Origin of the sequence: Streptomyces sp. WAC04114 (assembly GCF_019733245.1) — a bacterium.
Taxonomy (GTDB): domain Bacteria; phylum Actinomycetota; class Actinomycetes; order Streptomycetales; family Streptomycetaceae; genus Streptomyces; species Streptomyces massasporeus_A.
Map to the genome: position 1 here is coordinate 12,897 of NZ_JAIGQA010000109.1, position 15,354 is coordinate 28,250.

Annotated in this window: 16 protein-coding genes; 9 read left to right on the forward strand and 7 right to left on the reverse strand. The window is 71.7% G+C overall.

The window, feature by feature from the left end; translation table 11 throughout:
• The first annotated feature begins 84 nt into the window (after window positions 1-84).
• Window positions 85-1,428, forward strand: coding sequence for a sensor histidine kinase (locus K4G64_RS25070; RefSeq protein ID WP_374206444.1), 1,344 nt, complete (start codon window positions 85-87; stop codon window positions 1,426-1,428).
• On the forward strand, window positions 1,425-2,090 hold the full coding sequence (locus tag K4G64_RS25075) for a response regulator transcription factor (RefSeq protein ID WP_221758261.1): 666 nt from the start codon (window positions 1,425-1,427) through the stop codon (window positions 2,088-2,090). Before K4G64_RS25070 ends, K4G64_RS25075 begins: the two co-directional genes overlap by 4 nt.
• A gap of 93 nt (window positions 2,091-2,183) precedes the next feature.
• Here K4G64_RS25075 and K4G64_RS25080 read toward each other — a convergent pair whose 3' ends face one another.
• Entirely contained in the window at window positions 2,184-2,561 is a 378-nt protein-coding gene (locus K4G64_RS25080; RefSeq protein WP_221758262.1) for an SH3 domain-containing protein, read from the reverse strand.
• 148 nt (window positions 2,562-2,709) lie between these two features.
• Between K4G64_RS25080 and K4G64_RS25085 the strand changes: the two genes are divergently transcribed.
• Window positions 2,710-3,915 (forward strand): cytochrome P450, encoded by a 1,206-nt coding sequence (locus K4G64_RS25085; RefSeq protein ID WP_221758263.1) that lies wholly within the window; start codon window positions 2,710-2,712, stop codon window positions 3,913-3,915.
• Window positions 3,916-3,976: 61 nt separating this feature from the next.
• Here K4G64_RS25085 and K4G64_RS25090 read toward each other — a convergent pair whose 3' ends face one another.
• Together K4G64_RS25090 and K4G64_RS25095 are read right to left on the reverse strand one after the other, a co-directional pair.
• A complete protein-coding gene (locus K4G64_RS25090) occupies window positions 3,977-5,575 on the reverse strand; it encodes an ABC transporter permease (protein ID WP_221758264.1) in 1,599 nt (532 codons plus the stop codon).
• Window positions 5,572-6,486, reverse strand: a complete 915-nt coding sequence (locus tag K4G64_RS25095; protein WP_221758265.1) for an ABC transporter ATP-binding protein — start codon at window positions 6,484-6,486, stop codon at window positions 5,572-5,574. The genes K4G64_RS25090 and K4G64_RS25095 overlap by 4 nt, the downstream gene beginning before the upstream one ends.
• Window positions 6,487-6,559: 73 nt before the next feature.
• Between K4G64_RS25095 and K4G64_RS25100 the strand changes: the two genes are divergently transcribed.
• Window positions 6,560-7,057 (forward strand): GbsR/MarR family transcriptional regulator, encoded by a 498-nt coding sequence (locus K4G64_RS25100; protein WP_221758266.1) that lies wholly within the window; start codon window positions 6,560-6,562, stop codon window positions 7,055-7,057.
• A gap of 14 nt (window positions 7,058-7,071) precedes the next feature.
• Here the strand turns inward: K4G64_RS25100 and K4G64_RS25105 are convergent, their stop codons facing one another.
• Window positions 7,072-7,953, reverse strand: coding sequence for an acylglycerol kinase family protein (locus tag K4G64_RS25105; RefSeq protein ID WP_221758267.1), 882 nt, complete (start codon window positions 7,951-7,953; stop codon window positions 7,072-7,074).
• A 185-nt stretch (window positions 7,954-8,138) separates the two neighbouring features.
• On the opposite strand from K4G64_RS25105, the gene K4G64_RS25110 reads away from it, so the two are divergent.
• Both K4G64_RS25110 and K4G64_RS25115 read left to right on the forward strand, forming a co-directional pair.
• Window positions 8,139-9,422: an adenylosuccinate synthase gene (locus K4G64_RS25110; protein WP_221758268.1), complete on the forward strand. Its 1,284-nt coding sequence runs from the start codon at window positions 8,139-8,141 to the stop codon at window positions 9,420-9,422.
• A gap of 135 nt (window positions 9,423-9,557) precedes the next feature.
• A complete protein-coding gene (locus K4G64_RS25115; protein ID WP_031109636.1) occupies window positions 9,558-9,851 on the forward strand; it encodes a hypothetical protein in 294 nt (97 codons plus the stop codon).
• Window positions 9,852-9,920: 69 nt separating this feature from the next.
• On the opposite strand, the gene K4G64_RS25120 is transcribed toward K4G64_RS25115, so the two are convergent.
• The 3 genes from K4G64_RS25120 to K4G64_RS25130 all read right to left on the reverse strand — a co-directional run bounded on the left by K4G64_RS25120 (window position 9,921) and on the right by K4G64_RS25130 (window position 12,977).
• On the reverse strand, window positions 9,921-10,571 hold the full coding sequence (locus K4G64_RS25120) for a hypothetical protein (RefSeq protein ID WP_221758269.1): 651 nt from the start codon (window positions 10,569-10,571) through the stop codon (window positions 9,921-9,923).
• A 226-nt stretch (window positions 10,572-10,797) separates the two neighbouring features.
• The gene (locus K4G64_RS25125) at window positions 10,798-11,499 is read right to left on the reverse strand and encodes a GntR family transcriptional regulator (protein ID WP_221758270.1); all 702 of its coding nucleotides are present in this window, start codon (window positions 11,497-11,499) and stop codon (window positions 10,798-10,800) included.
• A 122-nt stretch (window positions 11,500-11,621) separates the two neighbouring features.
• Window positions 11,622-12,977, reverse strand: a complete 1,356-nt coding sequence (locus K4G64_RS25130) for an aspartate aminotransferase family protein (protein WP_221758271.1) — start codon at window positions 12,975-12,977, stop codon at window positions 11,622-11,624.
• A 162-nt stretch (window positions 12,978-13,139) separates the two neighbouring features.
• On the opposite strand from K4G64_RS25130, the gene K4G64_RS25135 reads away from it, so the two are divergent.
• The 3 genes from K4G64_RS25135 to K4G64_RS25145 all read left to right on the forward strand — a co-directional run.
• The gene (locus tag K4G64_RS25135; RefSeq protein ID WP_221758272.1) at window positions 13,140-13,778 is read left to right on the forward strand and encodes a DJ-1/PfpI family protein; all 639 of its coding nucleotides are present in this window, start codon (window positions 13,140-13,142) and stop codon (window positions 13,776-13,778) included.
• Window positions 13,775-14,251, forward strand: coding sequence for a MarR family winged helix-turn-helix transcriptional regulator (locus K4G64_RS25140; protein WP_221758273.1), 477 nt, complete (start codon window positions 13,775-13,777; stop codon window positions 14,249-14,251). Before K4G64_RS25135 ends, K4G64_RS25140 begins: the two co-directional genes overlap by 4 nt.
• Window positions 14,252-14,330: 79 nt before the next feature.
• Window positions 14,331-15,354: serine/threonine-protein kinase (locus K4G64_RS25145; RefSeq protein WP_260460936.1), on the forward strand; the 1,024-nt coding region annotated here is incomplete at its 3' end.

Sequence of the window (15,354 nt, forward strand, 5' to 3'; positions counted from 1 at the left end):
CCCCCGTAGTACCTGAGAGGGAGGGCCGGGAACCCCTCTCGCTGGGGACGACGGGGACCCGGGGGTCCGCCTACCGTTCTGTACGTGACCGAGACGACTCACATGCAGACCACACCGCCCGGGGACCGGGCCAGGCCACGCAGTCCTGAGTACCGGGTGGCGGTGGACTCCCTGCGCGGCCTGCGGCAGGACCTCATCCAGGACGCGTTCGCCTACCGGCCGCTGCCGGGCCGGCGCACGGACGGGCGGATCGTGCGGCGGCTACCGGGCCGGCTGCGTGAGTACGCGGCGTGGCTCCCGCACGCCATGGTCACCACGGCAGCCCTGATCACCCTGGCCTTCTCCACGGTCGACTCCGGCGGCCCGGCCCTGCTGCTCGGTCTGCTCTGCGCGATTCCCGTGCTGCTGACGATGGTCCGGCCGGTCGCCGCGTTCTGGGCGTCCATGGTCTCCACGCCGATCGCCTCCGCGCTCGGCAGCCGCTGGGGTGAATGGCCCTGGGCAGCCGGCAGCTTCGTCTGCCATCTGACCGTGTTGACGGTCGTGGCGATACGCACCCGGCCGCGCACGGCAGCGTGGATGTGGGTGCTGACGGCGGCGTACGCCCTCGTCGCGGACACCGGCATCGGCCCGACCTACTACGAGTACGGCACCAACTCCGGCCCCATGCTCGTCATATCGGCCCTGCTCCTGCTCTGCGTCACCGTCTGGCACACCCGTCGCCACGCCGAGCAGGAGGTCACCGCCCAGCAGACGGTCACCGCGCACGAGCGCTCCCGCCGCACCCTGCTGGAGGAGCGCACCACCATCGCCCGCGAGCTGCACGACGTCGTGGCCCACCACATGTCGGTCGTCGCCATCCAGGCGGAGGCGGCGCCGTACCGGGTGGAGAACCCGCCGCCGGAGCTGGAGAAGGCGTTCGCCACGATCCGGGAGAACGCGGTGGCGGCCCTGACCGAACTGCGCCGGGTGCTCGGCGTCGTCCGCGCCGAGGACTACGAGGTCCCGGACGCCCCGCAGCCCACGCTCGCCGATCTGGACGGACTGCTGGCCAATGTCCGGGAGGCGGGGCTGACCGTGGAGAAGACGGTGACGGGCGCGGTGCGGGAGCTGCCGCAGGGCGTGGAGCTGTCGGCGTACCGCATCGTGCAGGAGGCCCTGAGCAACACCCTGCGGCATGCGCCGGGGGCCACCGCCCGGGTCGAGATCGGGTACGTGCTCGGCGGGCTGGGGTTGCGCGTGGTCAACGGCCCGCCGCCCAACCCGAGCCTCGTCAAGCCCTCGCCCGGTGCCGGGCACGGCATCACGGGCATGCGGGAGCGGGTGACGATGCTGACCGGCGAGATGACGGCCGGCGGCACGGAGGACGGAGGATACGAAGTGACGGTGTTCCTGCCGGTCGCCCTGCCGGGCGAGGACGACGCATGACCATCCGGGTCCTGATCGCGGACGATCAGATGATGGTGCGCGAGGGCTTCTCGGTCCTGCTGAACGCGATGCCGGACATCGAGGTCGTCGGCGAGGCGGTCAACGGCCGTGAGGCCGTCGCCAAGGTGCGCGAGCTCGCCCCGGACGTGGTGCTGATGGACATCCGCATGCCCGAGCTGAACGGCATCGAGGCGACCCGCGAGATCGTCGCCGCCGACGGCGCGGCGAAGGTGCTGGTGCTCACCACGTTCGACCTCGACGAGTACGTGTACCAGGCACTGCGCGCGGGCGCCTCGGGCTTCCTCCTCAAGGACGCCTCGGCCCGTCAGCTCGCCGACGGGGTACGGGTGGTGGCGTCGGGGGAGGCGCTGCTGGCCCCCTCGGTGACCAGGCGCCTGATCACCGAGTTCTCCAAGCTCTCCGAGAAGCCGCGCCTGATGCCCTCCGCGCAGGCGGCCTACGGGGAACTCACCGAGCGGGAGACGGAGGTGCTGGTCCTCATCGCGCAGGGCCTGTCGAACTCGGAGATCGCGGAGCGGCTGGTGGTCGCCGAGTCGACGATCAAGACGCATGTCAGCCGGATCCTGGTGAAGCTTGGCCTGCGGGACCGGACGCAGGCGGCGGTGTTCGCCTACGAGGCGCGGCTGGTGACGCCGGGATAGCCCCGCCCTCGGTCAGCCGTCCCGGGCAGCCGGGGGGAAGTCGTCCGTCGCCGTCGCCCCGCAGGCCCTCGGCCCCGGGGCGACGCGGACGGATCAGTCCAGCTGCATCGGCGTGCAGTCGCTGACGTACGACTTGGAGACCCAGCCGGTGGTGCCCTTGGCCAGTCCGCTCCTGGACTTCTGGCCGAGCTGCAGCTTGATCCAGGAGCCCTTGGTGGCGAGCTTCTTGCCCCAGTCGTTCTTGTGCAGGATGCCCTTGGAGGCGTAGCCGGTGCCGGCGCCCGTGCGGAAGTTCACGCCGCTGCTCTTGTAGACGTAGTAGTAGACGTTCGGCTTGCAGGGCATCTCGGCGGCGGTGGCGACCGGGGCACCGGCCGCGACCGCGCCGGCGGTCAGCGACAGGGCCAGCACGGCCGAGGCGGCCAGACGGGCGGGGAGGCGGGTGCGGAGCTTGGCTCGCTGCTGCGTCATGAAGTCCTTTTCCTTGCGAAGACTCGTGCCGCTCACACGGCCAGGCCAGCTTAACGATCTTGATATCGCAAGATCGTCTCCATCGTGTCCCTGCCGTGTGGCGGAACACCCCTGGTCAGAGAGGAGGTTCGGGAGCTAGCGTCCCGGCATGGCTGCCTTCGACCCGTGGGACCCGGCGTTCCTGGCCGACCCCTACCCCGCCTACGCCGAGCTGCGCGCCCAGGGCCGCGTGCACTGGTTCGAGCCCACGGACCAGTGGCTCGTCCCGCACCACGCGGACGTCTCGGCACTGCTGCGCGACCGGCGCCTGGGCCGGACGTATCAGCACCGGTTCACGCACGAGGAGTTCGGCCGCACGGCGCCGGCGCCGGAGCACGAGCCGTTCCACGCGCTCAACGACCACGGCATGCTCGACCTGGAGCCGCCGGACCACACCCGGATCCGCCGCCTGGTGTCGAAGGCGTTCACGCCGCGCACGGTGGAGCGGCTGAAGCCGTATGTGCGGGGCCTGGCCGACGACCTGGTGGCCGCGCTGGTCGAGGCGGGCGGTGGCGACCTGCTGAAGGACGTCGCCGAGCCCCTGCCCGTCGCGGTGATCGCCGAGATGCTCGGCATCCCGGAGTCCGACCGGGCCCCGCTGCGCCCCTGGTCGGCGGACATCTGCGGGATGTACGAGCTGAGCCCGTCCGAGGACACGGCGGCGAAGGCGGTCCGGGCGTCGGTCGAGTTCTCCGACTACCTGCGCGACCTGATCGCGGCCCGCCGCAAGGAGCCGGGCGAGGACCTCATCTCCGGTCTCATCGAGGCCCACGACGAGGGCGACCGGCTCACCGAGCAGGAGATGATCTCCACCTGCGTGCTACTGCTCAACGCCGGCCACGAGGCCACCGTGAACGCCACGGTCAACGGCTGGTACGCCCTGTTCCGCAACCCGTCTCAGCTGGAGCTGCTGCGCGCGGATCACACGCTCATCCCCTCCGCGATCGAGGAGCTGATGCGCTACGACACCCCGCTCCAGCTGTTCGAGCGCTGGGTCCTGGACGAGATCGAGATCGACGGCACGACGATCCCGCGCGGCGCGGAGATCGCCATGCTCTTCGGCTCCGCCAACCACGACCCGGCGGTGTTCCGGAACCCCTCCGCCCTCGACCTCACCCGCACGGACAACCCCCACATCTCCTTCAGCGCCGGCATCCACTACTGCATCGGCGCCCCACTGGCCCGTATCGAACTGGCCGCGTCGATGGGGGCGCTGCTGGAGAGGGCCCCGACGCTGCGCCTGGCCGCCGAGCCCGAGCGGAAGCCGAACTTCGTGATCAGAGGGCTGGAGGGGCTGGCCGTGGAGGTGGGCTGACCCGCACAGGTGCCTGCACCCGCACCGCACCCGCCCTGCACCGCACCGGCACCCGCACCGATCACGTCGCCATGTCCCGCCGCCGCAACCCCGCCAGCCCTCCGGCCACCAGCAGCACCGCCAGCCCGGTCAGCACCAGCACCGGCCCCCACTGCATGGATCCGCCCGGCAGCTTCGGCAGGTGCCCGAACGGTGAGACGTCCAGCACGGCCTGTGGTGCGTCCAGCGCGGGCCCGACCCAGCCGATCAGGAGCACGGCCCCGGCGACGCCCCACGCCGCCAGGGCCGCCCGGGGCAGAACCCCGTGCAGCAGCACCGCCAGCCCGCCGACCACCCACACCGCCGGGAGCTGCACCAGGCACGCCGCCAGGATCGGTCCGGTCTCCCTGCCGTAGCCGACGGCGAAGCCGAGCCCGGCCAGCAGCATGATCAGGGCGGCGCCGCCGAAGGCGATCACCAGATGACCGGCGGCCCAGCGCACCCGCCCCACCGCGTTCGCCAGCACCGGTTCCGCCCGGCCCGAGGTCTCCTCGCCGTGCAGGCGCAGCACCGACGCCACGATGTACAGCGCCGCGATCAGGCCCAGCATCCCGACCATCGACGCCAGGAACGCGTCCGTCAGACCGGACCGGCCGCCCATGCGCTCGACGATGCGCCGGGCGTTGTCGTTGTCGCCCACCAGGTCGGCCGCGCCGTCGGTCATGCCGCCGTAGACCACCCCGGCCAGGAAGAAGCCGATGCTCCAGCCCAGCACGCCGCCCCGCTGCAACCGCCAGGCCAGGGCGCCTGCGCTGCCCAGGCGGCCGGACGCCGGGCCCGGCCGGGTCGGCAGGAAGCTCATGCCGAGGTCCCGGCGGCCGGCCAGGGCGTAGCCCACCGAGCCCTGGAGGGCCACCGCCCCGGCGAGGAGGGCCAGCACCCACCAGCGCTCGGACGCGTACGGCCGCAGGTTCTCCAGCCAGCCCAGCGGTGAAAGCCAGGTCAGGACCGACGAACCGTCGTCGGTGGCCGAGTCGCCCGCCGCGCGCAGGACGAACGCGGCTCCGAGCACCGCCGCCGTCAGACCGCGTGACAGCCGCGCGCTCTCCGTCAGCTGCGCGACGATCGCGGCCATCGTGGCGAAGACCATCCCGACGGCGGCGATCCCGAGCCCGAGGGCCAGGGCGCCGGTCGTGCCCTGCCCGGCCAGCCCGGCCGTCACCAGCAGCGCCAGGACCCCGTTCGCGACCGCCGCCGCGAGCAGGGCCGCCGTCAGGGAGGCCCGGCGGCCCACCATCCCGGACGCCACCAGCTCCTGACGGCCGCTCTCCTCCTCGTCCCGGGTGTGCCGTACGACGATCAGCAGGCTCATCACGGCCGCTAGGGCACCGGCGTAGATGCCGACGCGCCAGGCCGTCAGGGCGCCCAGCGAGTCGCCGAAGACCGGGCCGACCATCGCGCGCAGCGAGGAGTTGGTCTCCATCTGGCGGATCAGGTCGGCGCGTTCGGCCGGGGTGCCGTAGAGGCCCTCCAGGGTGCCCGGCATGGAGAGGACCATCAGCGCGTTCACCGCGATCCACACGGGGATCATCAGCCGGTCGCGGCGCAGGGCGAACCGCAGCAGGGTGAGCGTGCCGGCCAGTTGGCGTGAACTGCCGGGCCGTACCGCGAACGTGGTCATCGGGCCACCGCCGTGTCCGGCTCGGCCGTCTCCTCCTGGTAGTGCCGCAGGAACAGTTCCTCCAGCGTGGGCGGTGTCGACGTCAGCGACCGTACGCCCGAGCCGCTCAGCGACCGCAGGACGGCGTTCAGTCGGTCGGTGTCCACTTGGAGCCGGACGCGGTGTCCCTGCACGTCGAGGTCGTGCACGCCGGGCAGCTCGGCCAGGCCGTCGGGCGGGCCCGCGAGTTCGGCGACGACGCTGGTGCGGGTGAGGTGGCGCAGGTCGGCGAGCGAACCGCTCTCGACCGTGCGGCCGCTGCGGATGATGCTCACCCGGTCGCACAGCTCCTCGACCTCGCTGAGGATGTGGGAGGAGAGCAGGACCGTACGGCCCCGGTCGCGCTCCTCCCGGACACAGCGCTGGAAGACCTCCTCCATCAGGGGGTCCAGACCCGAGGTCGGCTCGTCCAGGATCAGCAGGTCGACGTCCGAGGCGAACGCGGCGACCAGGGCGACCTTCTGCCGGTTGCCCTTGGAGTAGGTGCGGCCCTTCTTGGTGGGGTCGAGTTCGAAGCGCTCGATCAGCTCCGCGCGGCGCCGCGCGTCGAGCCCTCCGCGCAGCCGGCCGTAGAGGTCGATGACCTCGCCGCCGGAGAGGTTGCGCCACAGCGTGACGTCCCCGGGGACGTAGGCGATCCGGCGGTGCACCTCCACCGCGTCCGTCCACGGGTCGCGGCCGAGGACCTGCGCGGCGCCCGAGTCGGCGCGCAGCAGGCCGAGCAGGACCCGGATGGTGGTGGACTTCCCGGCGCCGTTGGGCCCGAGGAAGCCGTGGACCTCGCCGGCGGCGACCTCCAGGTCGAGCCCGTCGAGAGCGTGGGTCCGCCCGAAGGACTTGTGCAGTCCGGAGACGGTGATGGCCTTCGTCATGCTCCAGAACGTACGCTTGCTTCAGAAATTTGTGAAGTTAAGGAAGCGTGTAAATCATCGATAGGATGGGTGGATGACGGAATCAGCCGGGAGGGACCGGAACGAGGAGGCCGTGTCGAGGTTCGTCGAGTCCTTCGCGGCGCAGCTCGTCGAGGCCGGGATGCAGCGGATGCCCGCCCGGGTCTTCGCCGCGCTCCTGTCCTCCGACACGGGCTCGATGACCTCCGCCGAGCTGGGGGAGCAGCTGCGGATCAGCCCCGCGGCGGTGTCCGGGGCGGTGCGCTACCTGGCCCAGACGCACATGGTCTCCCGCGAACGGGAGCCGGGCTCGCGCCGGGAGCGCTACCGGGTGCACGGCGACCAGTGGTACGAGGCCCTGACCAACCGCGACGCCGTCCTCAAGCGGTGGGAGGTGGCCCTGCACGACGGCGTCACCAGCCTCGGCGCCGACACCCCGGCCGGCCGCCGCATCTCCGAGACGCTCGCCTTCTTCGAGTTCATGGAGAGCGAGCTCGCGGAGCTGATGCAACGCTGGCGTGTGCACCGGGAGAAGACGTTCGGGCAGGAATGACCAGTGGGTGCGGGTCACCGTCCCGACGGCACCGTCAGCCCCCAGGCGCCCTCCCGCACCACCCACGTCCGGGTCCGTACCGGCCCCGACACCACCGTGTCCGCGCGGTAACGGAAGTGCGCTCCGGACACCGTCACCGTCCGGCCCTGCGCCAGCAGCGGCGAGGCCTCCGCGCCCACCGACACCGGCCTGACCTCCACCGACGCGACCCCCGCTGCGACCGGTGCCACCGACACGCCCTCCACCGGCTGATCCAGGTCGACGAGCGTCTCCCCGTCCACCTCGACCCGCAGCCGGGACGGCCCCGGCTCGGGCGCGGCGGCGACCCGGGACGGGCGCCCCGCCGGGACCAGCGTCCGGACCAGGGACTGGCACGTCCGCAGCCACGGGTGGCCCGGCACCGCGTCTCCGTCCGGCGCGCTCTCCGGGACCGTCCCGGCCGGAGCGGGCCGCAACGGCGGTATCCGCAGCGCGCCGAGCACCACCCCGTCGCTGTCGTCGACCATCAGGTCCATGCGCCGCTCGACCCCGTCGAGCACCGCCCGCGCCGCCGCCACCGTCCCCGTCGGCACCCCCAGCGACCGGGCCAGGGACAGCGCGCCCCCGACCGGCACCACCGACAGCGCACATCCGGCCAGCTCCCGGTGCCGGTGCAGCAGCGCGACCGCGCGGATCAGGGCCTGGTCGTCGCCCACCACCACCGGTCGCCGCGAGCCCCGCCGGACCAGCGCCCGGGCGAACTCCTCCGGCCCGTCCGGCAGGCACAGCTTCATGCCGGCACCCGCTCCGAGCACGTCTTTCGCGATCCGGACGGACTCGCCGTCCGACCTACGGGCGACCGGGTCGACCACCACCAGCAGCTGCTCGGACGTCGTGGAAGTCGCCACCTCGGCCATGCCTCGCTTCCTCGGGTAGCATCTTTGTGCAAGAGCCCCTTGCGCTATTGCGCCAGGGGCTTCGTCTATTCCGGGGCATCCGGTCCGACGGTTGGCGGCCAACGACGGTCGCGGTGCACGCGGTGGTACACCGCCGCGTTCGCCCTCGACCATGGACATGCCCCGCCCGGAAGGGGTGTACGCGCGTGCCCGCACTTGTGCTGCTCGGTGCTCAGTGGGGTGACGAAGGCAAGGGAAAGGCCACCGACCTTCTCGGTGGCTCCGTGGACTATGTAGTGCGCTACCAGGGCGGCAACAACGCCGGCCACACGGTGGTCGTGGGTGACCAGAAGTATGCACTGCACCTCCTCCCTTCCGGAATCCTGTCTCCCGGCTGTACGCCGGTCATCGGAAACGGCGTCGTCGTCGACCCGTCGGTCCTGCTCTCCGAGCTGAGCGGTCTGAACGAGCGTGGCGTCGACACGTCCAAGCTCCTCCTCAGCGGAAACGCGCACATCATCACCCCGTACAACGTGACGGTGGACAAGGTGACCGAGCGCTTCCTCGGCAAGCGGAAGATCGGCACGACCGGGCGCGGCATCGGCCCGACCTACGCCGACAAGATCAACCGCGTTGGCATCCGCGTGCAGGACCTGTACGACGAGTCGATCCTCACGCAGAAGGTCGAGGCGGCCCTCGACGTCAAGAACCAGGTCCTCACCAAGCTCTACAACCGGCGCGCGATCGCCGTGGAGCAGGTGGTCGAAGAGCTGCTGGGCTACGCCGACAAGCTCGCGCCGTACGTGTCCGACACCGTCCTGGTCCTCAACCAGGCGCTGGAGGAGGACAAGGTCGTCCTGTTCGAGGGCGGCCAGGGCACGCTCCTCGACATCGACCACGGCACGTACCCCTTCGTCACCTCGTCGAACCCGACCGCGGGCGGTGCCTGCACCGGCGCCGGTGTCGGCCCGACGAAGATCAGCCGGGTCATCGGCATCCTCAAGGCGTACACCACCCGCGTGGGCGCCGGCCCGTTCCCGACCGAGCTGTTCGACGAGGACGGCGAGGCGCTGCGCCGCATCGGCGGGGAGCGCGGTGTCACCACCGGCCGTGACCGCCGCTGCGGCTGGTTCGACGCGGTCATCGCCCGCTACGCGACCCGCGTGAACGGCCTGACCGACTTCTTCCTGACCAAGCTCGACGTCCTCACCGGCTGGGAGCAGATCCCGGTCTGCGTGGCGTACGAGATCGACGGCAAGCGCGTCGAGGAGCTCCCGTACTCCCAGACCGACTTCCACCACGCCAAGCCGGTCTACGAGATGCTCCCCGGCTGGAACGAGGACATCTCCAAGGCCAAGAGCTTCGGTGACCTGCCGAAGAACGCCCAGGCGTATGTGAAGGCGCTGGAGGAGATGTCCGGCGCCCCGATCTCCGCGATCGGCGTCGGCCCGGGCCGGGACGAGACGATCGAGATCAACTCGTTCCTCTGAGCCGCCCCCGCGTCCGCAGGCCGCCCCCCGTACGCACGGGGGGCGGCCTGCGTTCCGTCGCAGGGAGAGTTGCCGGGAACCGGCATACGCTGAATTCATACCCCCACGTGCGTCGACCAGAAGAAGGTGACCACGATGCGCGTACTGCTCAAGATGAGCATGGACACGGAGAAGTCCAACGAGCTCATCCGGAACGGCACCCTGGGGAAGCTGATCCAGGAATCGATGGAACAGATCAAGCCCGAAGCGGCCTATTTCACCACCGACCACGGCAAGCGCACCGCCTACGTGTTCTTCGACATGCAGGACAGCTGGCAGATGCCGGTCATCAGCGAACCCTTCTTCCTCCAGCTGGACGCGGAGATCTCCTACACGCCCGTGATGAACATGGAGGACGTGCAGAAGGGCCTCTCCCAGCTGGGACGCTGAGCCGAGGGCTCGGCCGACGGCGGCCGGGCTCGGCTGACGACGACCGGGCTCGGCTGACGACGAGCGGGCTCAGCTGAAGACGATCATCGACCCCTGGGCGAGACTGCGGGTCACGGCCGCGTGCAGCCCGAGCCAGACGTGCCGTTCACGCGCGAACGGGCTCGGGTCGTACGGGGCGGGCACGGCGGGTTCCTCCAGCTCCGTCGGGGCGAGCGGCGCCTGAGGAGCCGCCGGCGGATTGGCCGGGTCGATGCCGAGGGCCGGCGCGACGACCTCCAGCTCCCGCAGCAGCGCGTGCGAGGAGCCGAGTGGGCCGCCGCCGGCCAGGAGGGCGTCGTCGGCGAGCGGGCTGGGGAAGTCGACGGGGACGTAGGCGCCCGCGTGGTCGTAGTGCCAGACCAGGTGCGACTGCTGGGCCGTCGACTCGAACATCTCCAGCAACTGCTCGTAGTCGCCGCCGAGTTCGTCCACGGGCGTCACCGGCAGGCCGCACATCTGGAGCAGATAGGCCCGGCGCAGGAAGTGCAGCGCGTCGTAGTCGAAGCCCGCGACCGGGGCGACCTCGCCGGACAGGCCCGGCATGTACTGGTAGACCGGCACCGGCGGCAGACCGGCCTCGGCCAGCACCTTGTTGTATTGCGCGAGTTCCTCGGCGAAGGGGTTGTCCGGCGTGTGGCACAACACGTCGACGAGCGGTACCAGCCACAGGTCACAGGCCAAAGAAGGCTCCTCGCTCAGCGCGGTGGTCGGGTAGCACAGTGGTCAAGAAGGGTAGCGGTGCGGCGCGGTCACGGCTCCCGCCGTGCATGTCCCATACCCATACGGACAGCGGCGACTCGGGTCATCGGGAAGCGAGCGGCTCGATCAGGCTGAATGTCATCGGGAGGCGAGCGGCTCGATCAGGCTGAATGTCATCGGGAGGCGAGCGGCTCGCTCGGGCTGAGCGTCATCGGGAGGCGAGCCGCTCGATGAGGCTGAGCGAGTGCGTGTTGTACGCGGCGATGATCGCCCGGGCGGTGTCGTTGTCGCGGTCTATGAGCGCGTCGACCAGCTGGGTGTGCCCGGCCCACAGCTCGCCGCGCAGATCCGTCAGCCGCCGCAGGTGCTGCACCGCGCAGACCCAGGTCTGCACGCGCAGCCGGTGCAGGAAGTCGCCGAGGTAGGGGTTGCCGAAGCAGGCGCCGAGCTCGCGCCAGAAGCGCAGGTCGTAGCCGATCAGGACGGTGAGATCACCGGCGGCGGCCGCCCGCTGCGCCTCCTCGCCGCGCCTGCGGACCCCGGCGACCACGGCGGCGGACCGGGGATCGTCCGGCCGTACCGCACCCGGGCGCCCGTCGGTCAGCGCGAGGAACATGCCCTCGATGACCAGCCCGCGGGCCTCGATCATGCCGCGGAAGTCGTCGACCGAGTACTCGTGGACCCGGAAGCCGCGGTGCTGGTCGGCGTCCAGGAGCCCCTGCGCGGAGAGGTCGACGAGGGCCTCGCGCACCGGCGTCGCGGACACCCCGTACTGCTCGGCGATCTCCTTGACCGTGAACTCCTGCCCCGGCTGGAGCCGCCCGGCCAGCACCTCGTCACGAAGGGCGTCGGCGATCTGCTGGCGCAGGGTGCTGCGCATCACGGCGCCGTTGCCGGAGCTGGCGGGCATGGTCGGGGCGTCTCCCTCGTCGCGTTCGGGTGGCGTGCGCGTACACGTACGTCTACGAGCACGCCACCATACGCGTTCGAACGGGACGCGAGGATGTCGGTTACTGACGGGTTTACAGGTGTTTACGCGGTGTACTCGTCCGCGACCGACAGTGCGGCGTCCAGCACGGCGAGGCCCTCCTTGAGCTCCGCCTCGCCGATGTTGCAGGGCGGCACGACATGCGTCCGGTTCATGTTCACGAACGGCCACAGGCCGCCCTTCTTCGCGGCGGCGGCGAAGGCGGCCATCGGGGCGTTCGCCTCACCGGACGCGTTGTAGGGCACCAGCGGCTCCCGCGTCTCGCGGTCGCGCACCAGCTCCAGCGCCCAGAACATGCCCACGCCGCGCACCTCGCCGACGCTTCTGTGCCGCTCGGCGAGCGCCCGCAGCTCCGGTCCGACGATGTCGGCGCCCAGCCGGGCCGCGTTCTCGACGACGCCCTCCTCCGCCATGACGTTGATCGTCGCGACGGCGGCGGCGCACGCCAGCGGGTGCCCGGAGTACGTCAGGCCACCGGGGTAGGGGCGCTTGCCGAACGTCTCCGCGATCGCGCCGGAGATCGCGACCCCGCCCAGCGGCACGTATCCGCTGTTCACGCCCTTGGCGAAGGTCAGCAGGTCGGGTGTGACGTCGAACAGGTCCGCCGCGAACCACTCACCGGTCCGCCCGAACCCGGCCATGACCTCGTCCAGGACGAAGACGATCCCGTACTTGTCGCAGAGCTCGCGCACCCCGGCGAGGTAGCCGGGCGGCGGGACCATGATCCCGGCCGTGCCCGGGATGGTCTCCAGGATGATCGCCGCGACGGTGGAGGGCCCCTCGAACGCGATCGTCGTCTCCAGGTGCTCCAGCGCCCGGGCGCACTCCTGCTCCTCGGTCTCGGCGTAGAAGCGGGAGCGGTAGAGGTAGGGCGCCCAGAAGTGCACGACCCCGGCCGTGCCGCTGTCGGAGGCCCAGCGGCGCGGGTCGCCGGTGAGGTTCACGGCCTGCTGCGTGCCGCCGTGGTACGAGCGGTACGCCGAGAGCACCTTCGGGCGGCCCGTGTGCAGACGGGCCATCCGGATCGCGTGCTCGACGGCGTCGGCGCCACCGTTGGTGAAGAAGATCTTGTCCAGGTCGCCCGGGGTCCGCTCGGCGATCAGCCGGGCCGCCTCCGACCGCGCCTCGACCGCGAAGGCGGGCGCGAAGGTCGTCATCTTCGCGGCCTGCTCCTGGATCGCGGCGACGATCTTCGGGTGCTGGTAGCCGACGTTGGTGTAGACGAGCCCGCTGGAGAAGTCGAGGTAGCGCCGGCCGTCGTAGTCCCAGAAGTACGACCCCTCGGCACCGGCGACGGCGAGCGGATCGATGAGCTCCTGAGCGGACCAGGAGTGGAACACATGGTCACGGTCGGCGGCCTTGACGGCGGCGCCGGCTTCGGGGTTCGGCTGAGGGGTCATGCGGGCGAGCGTAGGTGCGGGGGAGAGGACGGTGAAATCGGCGGCCTGTCTGGAGTCGGCGGCGGCCCCCCGACAGGTTGTCCAGGCGGGACGACCGCCATTGACAGCGTGCTGTCGTTGCGACAGGATACTGTCATCAGCGCACGGGATCGAGGAGGAGTCATGAACACCACCACCGGCAAGCCCGTCCATCTCGCCGTATACGACACCCTCGCCGACTGGGAGACCGGCCACGCCACGGCCCAGCTCGCCCGCACCGGCCACGAGATCCGGACCGTCGGCCCGACCACGGCCCCGGTGCGGAGCATCGGCGGACTGCGCATCCAGCCCGACCTGGCCCTCGACGACCTGCGCCCCGAGGACAGCGCGCTGCTGATCCTGCCGGGCGCCGACCTGTGGACTGCGACATCAGCCGCTACTGCGGCGGGGACCGACGACCTCGCCCCCTTCGCCCGCGCGGCCCGGGCCTTCCTCGACGCGGGCGTCCCGGTCGCCGCCATCTGCGGCGCCACCGCCGGACTCGCCCGCGAGGGCCTGCTCGACGACCGCGACCACACCAGCGCCATCTCCTTCTACCTGGCCGCGACCGGCTACGCGGGCGGCGGCCGCTACGTCGAGGCCGACGCCGTCACCGACGGCCCCCTGATCACCGCGGGCCCCACCGACCCCGTCGCCTTCGCCCGCGAGATCCTCCGGCTCCTCGGGGTCTACGAGGGAGAGGTGCTGGACGCCTGGTACCGGCTGTTCCACGACTCCGACCCGGCGGCCTACGGGGTGCTGGAGAAGGCCGGCGCGCTGTGAGCCGCGAGCGCCAGGACCTGTTCAGCCGCAGCGCCCTCGGAGTGTTCCGGCTCAACGGCCAGTTCCTCGCCGTCGCGGAGGAACTGGCCCGGCCGGCCGGGCTCACCGCCGCATGGTGGCAGGTGCTCGGCGCGGTCCTCGGCGAACCGCTGCCGGTCTCGGGCATCGCCCGCGCCATGGGCATCACCCGGCAGAGCGTGCAGCGCATCGCCGACCTGCTGGTGGAGCGTGGGCTCGCGGAGTACCGGCCGAACCCGGCACACCGCAGGGCCAAGCTCCTCGCCCCGACCGACGAGGGACGCGCGGCGATCACCCGGATCGACCCCGGCCACGCGGCCTTCGCCGACCGGCTGGCCGAGGCGTTCGGCGAGGCGGAGCTGGCGGAGGCGGTACGGCTGCTCGAACGGCTGTCGACGGTGCTGGACCAGGTGGGACTGCCCGGAACTCAGCCTCCGCCTGTTACGGAACCGTAGAGTTCGCCCAGGCCACCCCGCCCCGGCCCGGCACTATTCTCGATCTGTTGCTCACGTGTGGGGGGAAGGCGGCTGAGCGATGGAGAAGCTGGGGCCCGGAGATCCACCGCGTATCGGTGCGTACCGGCTGATGGCGCGGCTCGGTGCGGGGGGCATGGGGCACGTCTACCTGGCCCGCTCCGAGCGGGGCCGTACGGTCGCCGTGAAACTCGTGCGCGAGGAGCTGGCCGCGCAGGAGGAGTTCCGGGAGCGGTTCCGGCAGGAGGTGCAGGCCGCGCGGCGGGTCGGCGGGTACTGGACGGCGCCGGTGCTGGACGCGGACACCGAGGCGGCGGTGCCGTGGGTCGCCACGGGCTATGTCGCCGGGCCGAGCCTCCAGCAGGTCGTCGGGCACGATCACGGCGCCCTGCCCGAGCGGACCGTCCGCATCCTCGCGGCCGGGCTCGCGCACGCCCTCAAGGACATCCACGCCGCCGGCATCGTCCACCGCGACCTCAAGCCGTCCAACGTGCTGGTCACCATCGACGGCCCGCGCGTCATCGACTTCGGAATCGCCCGCGCCCTGGAGACCGTGACGGACGGCGGGCTCACCCGCACCGGCGCGCTCGTCGGCTCGCCCGGCTTCATGGCGCCCGAGCAGGTCCGGGGCGACCGCATCACCCCGGCGTGCGACGTCTTCTGCCTCGGCTCGGTCCTCGCCTACGCCGCGACCGGCGCCCTGCCCTTCGGCACCGCCAACAGCGGTGTGCACGCCTTGATGTTCCGCATCGCCCAGGAGGAGCCGGACCTGGAGGCCGTCCCCGAGGGCATCGCCGACCTCGTCCGGGACTGCCTGCGCAAGGATCCCGCCGCCCGGCCCTCCCTCGACCGCGTCCTGGAACGCATCGGCGCGGACGACACCGTCTCCGACGGCCGCGCCCTCGACCCGTGGCTGCCGAGCGCGCTCGTGGCCCAACTGGGGCGGCACGCGGTGCGGCTGCTGGACGCGGAGGACCCCGAGGGGACCGGCTCAGCGGAGGAGGCCGGCGCCCCCGGACCGCCCGCGGACCGGCAGGGTTCCGGCGGCCCCGGCGAGAACCCCGGCCCCGGACCCACCCCCGAAC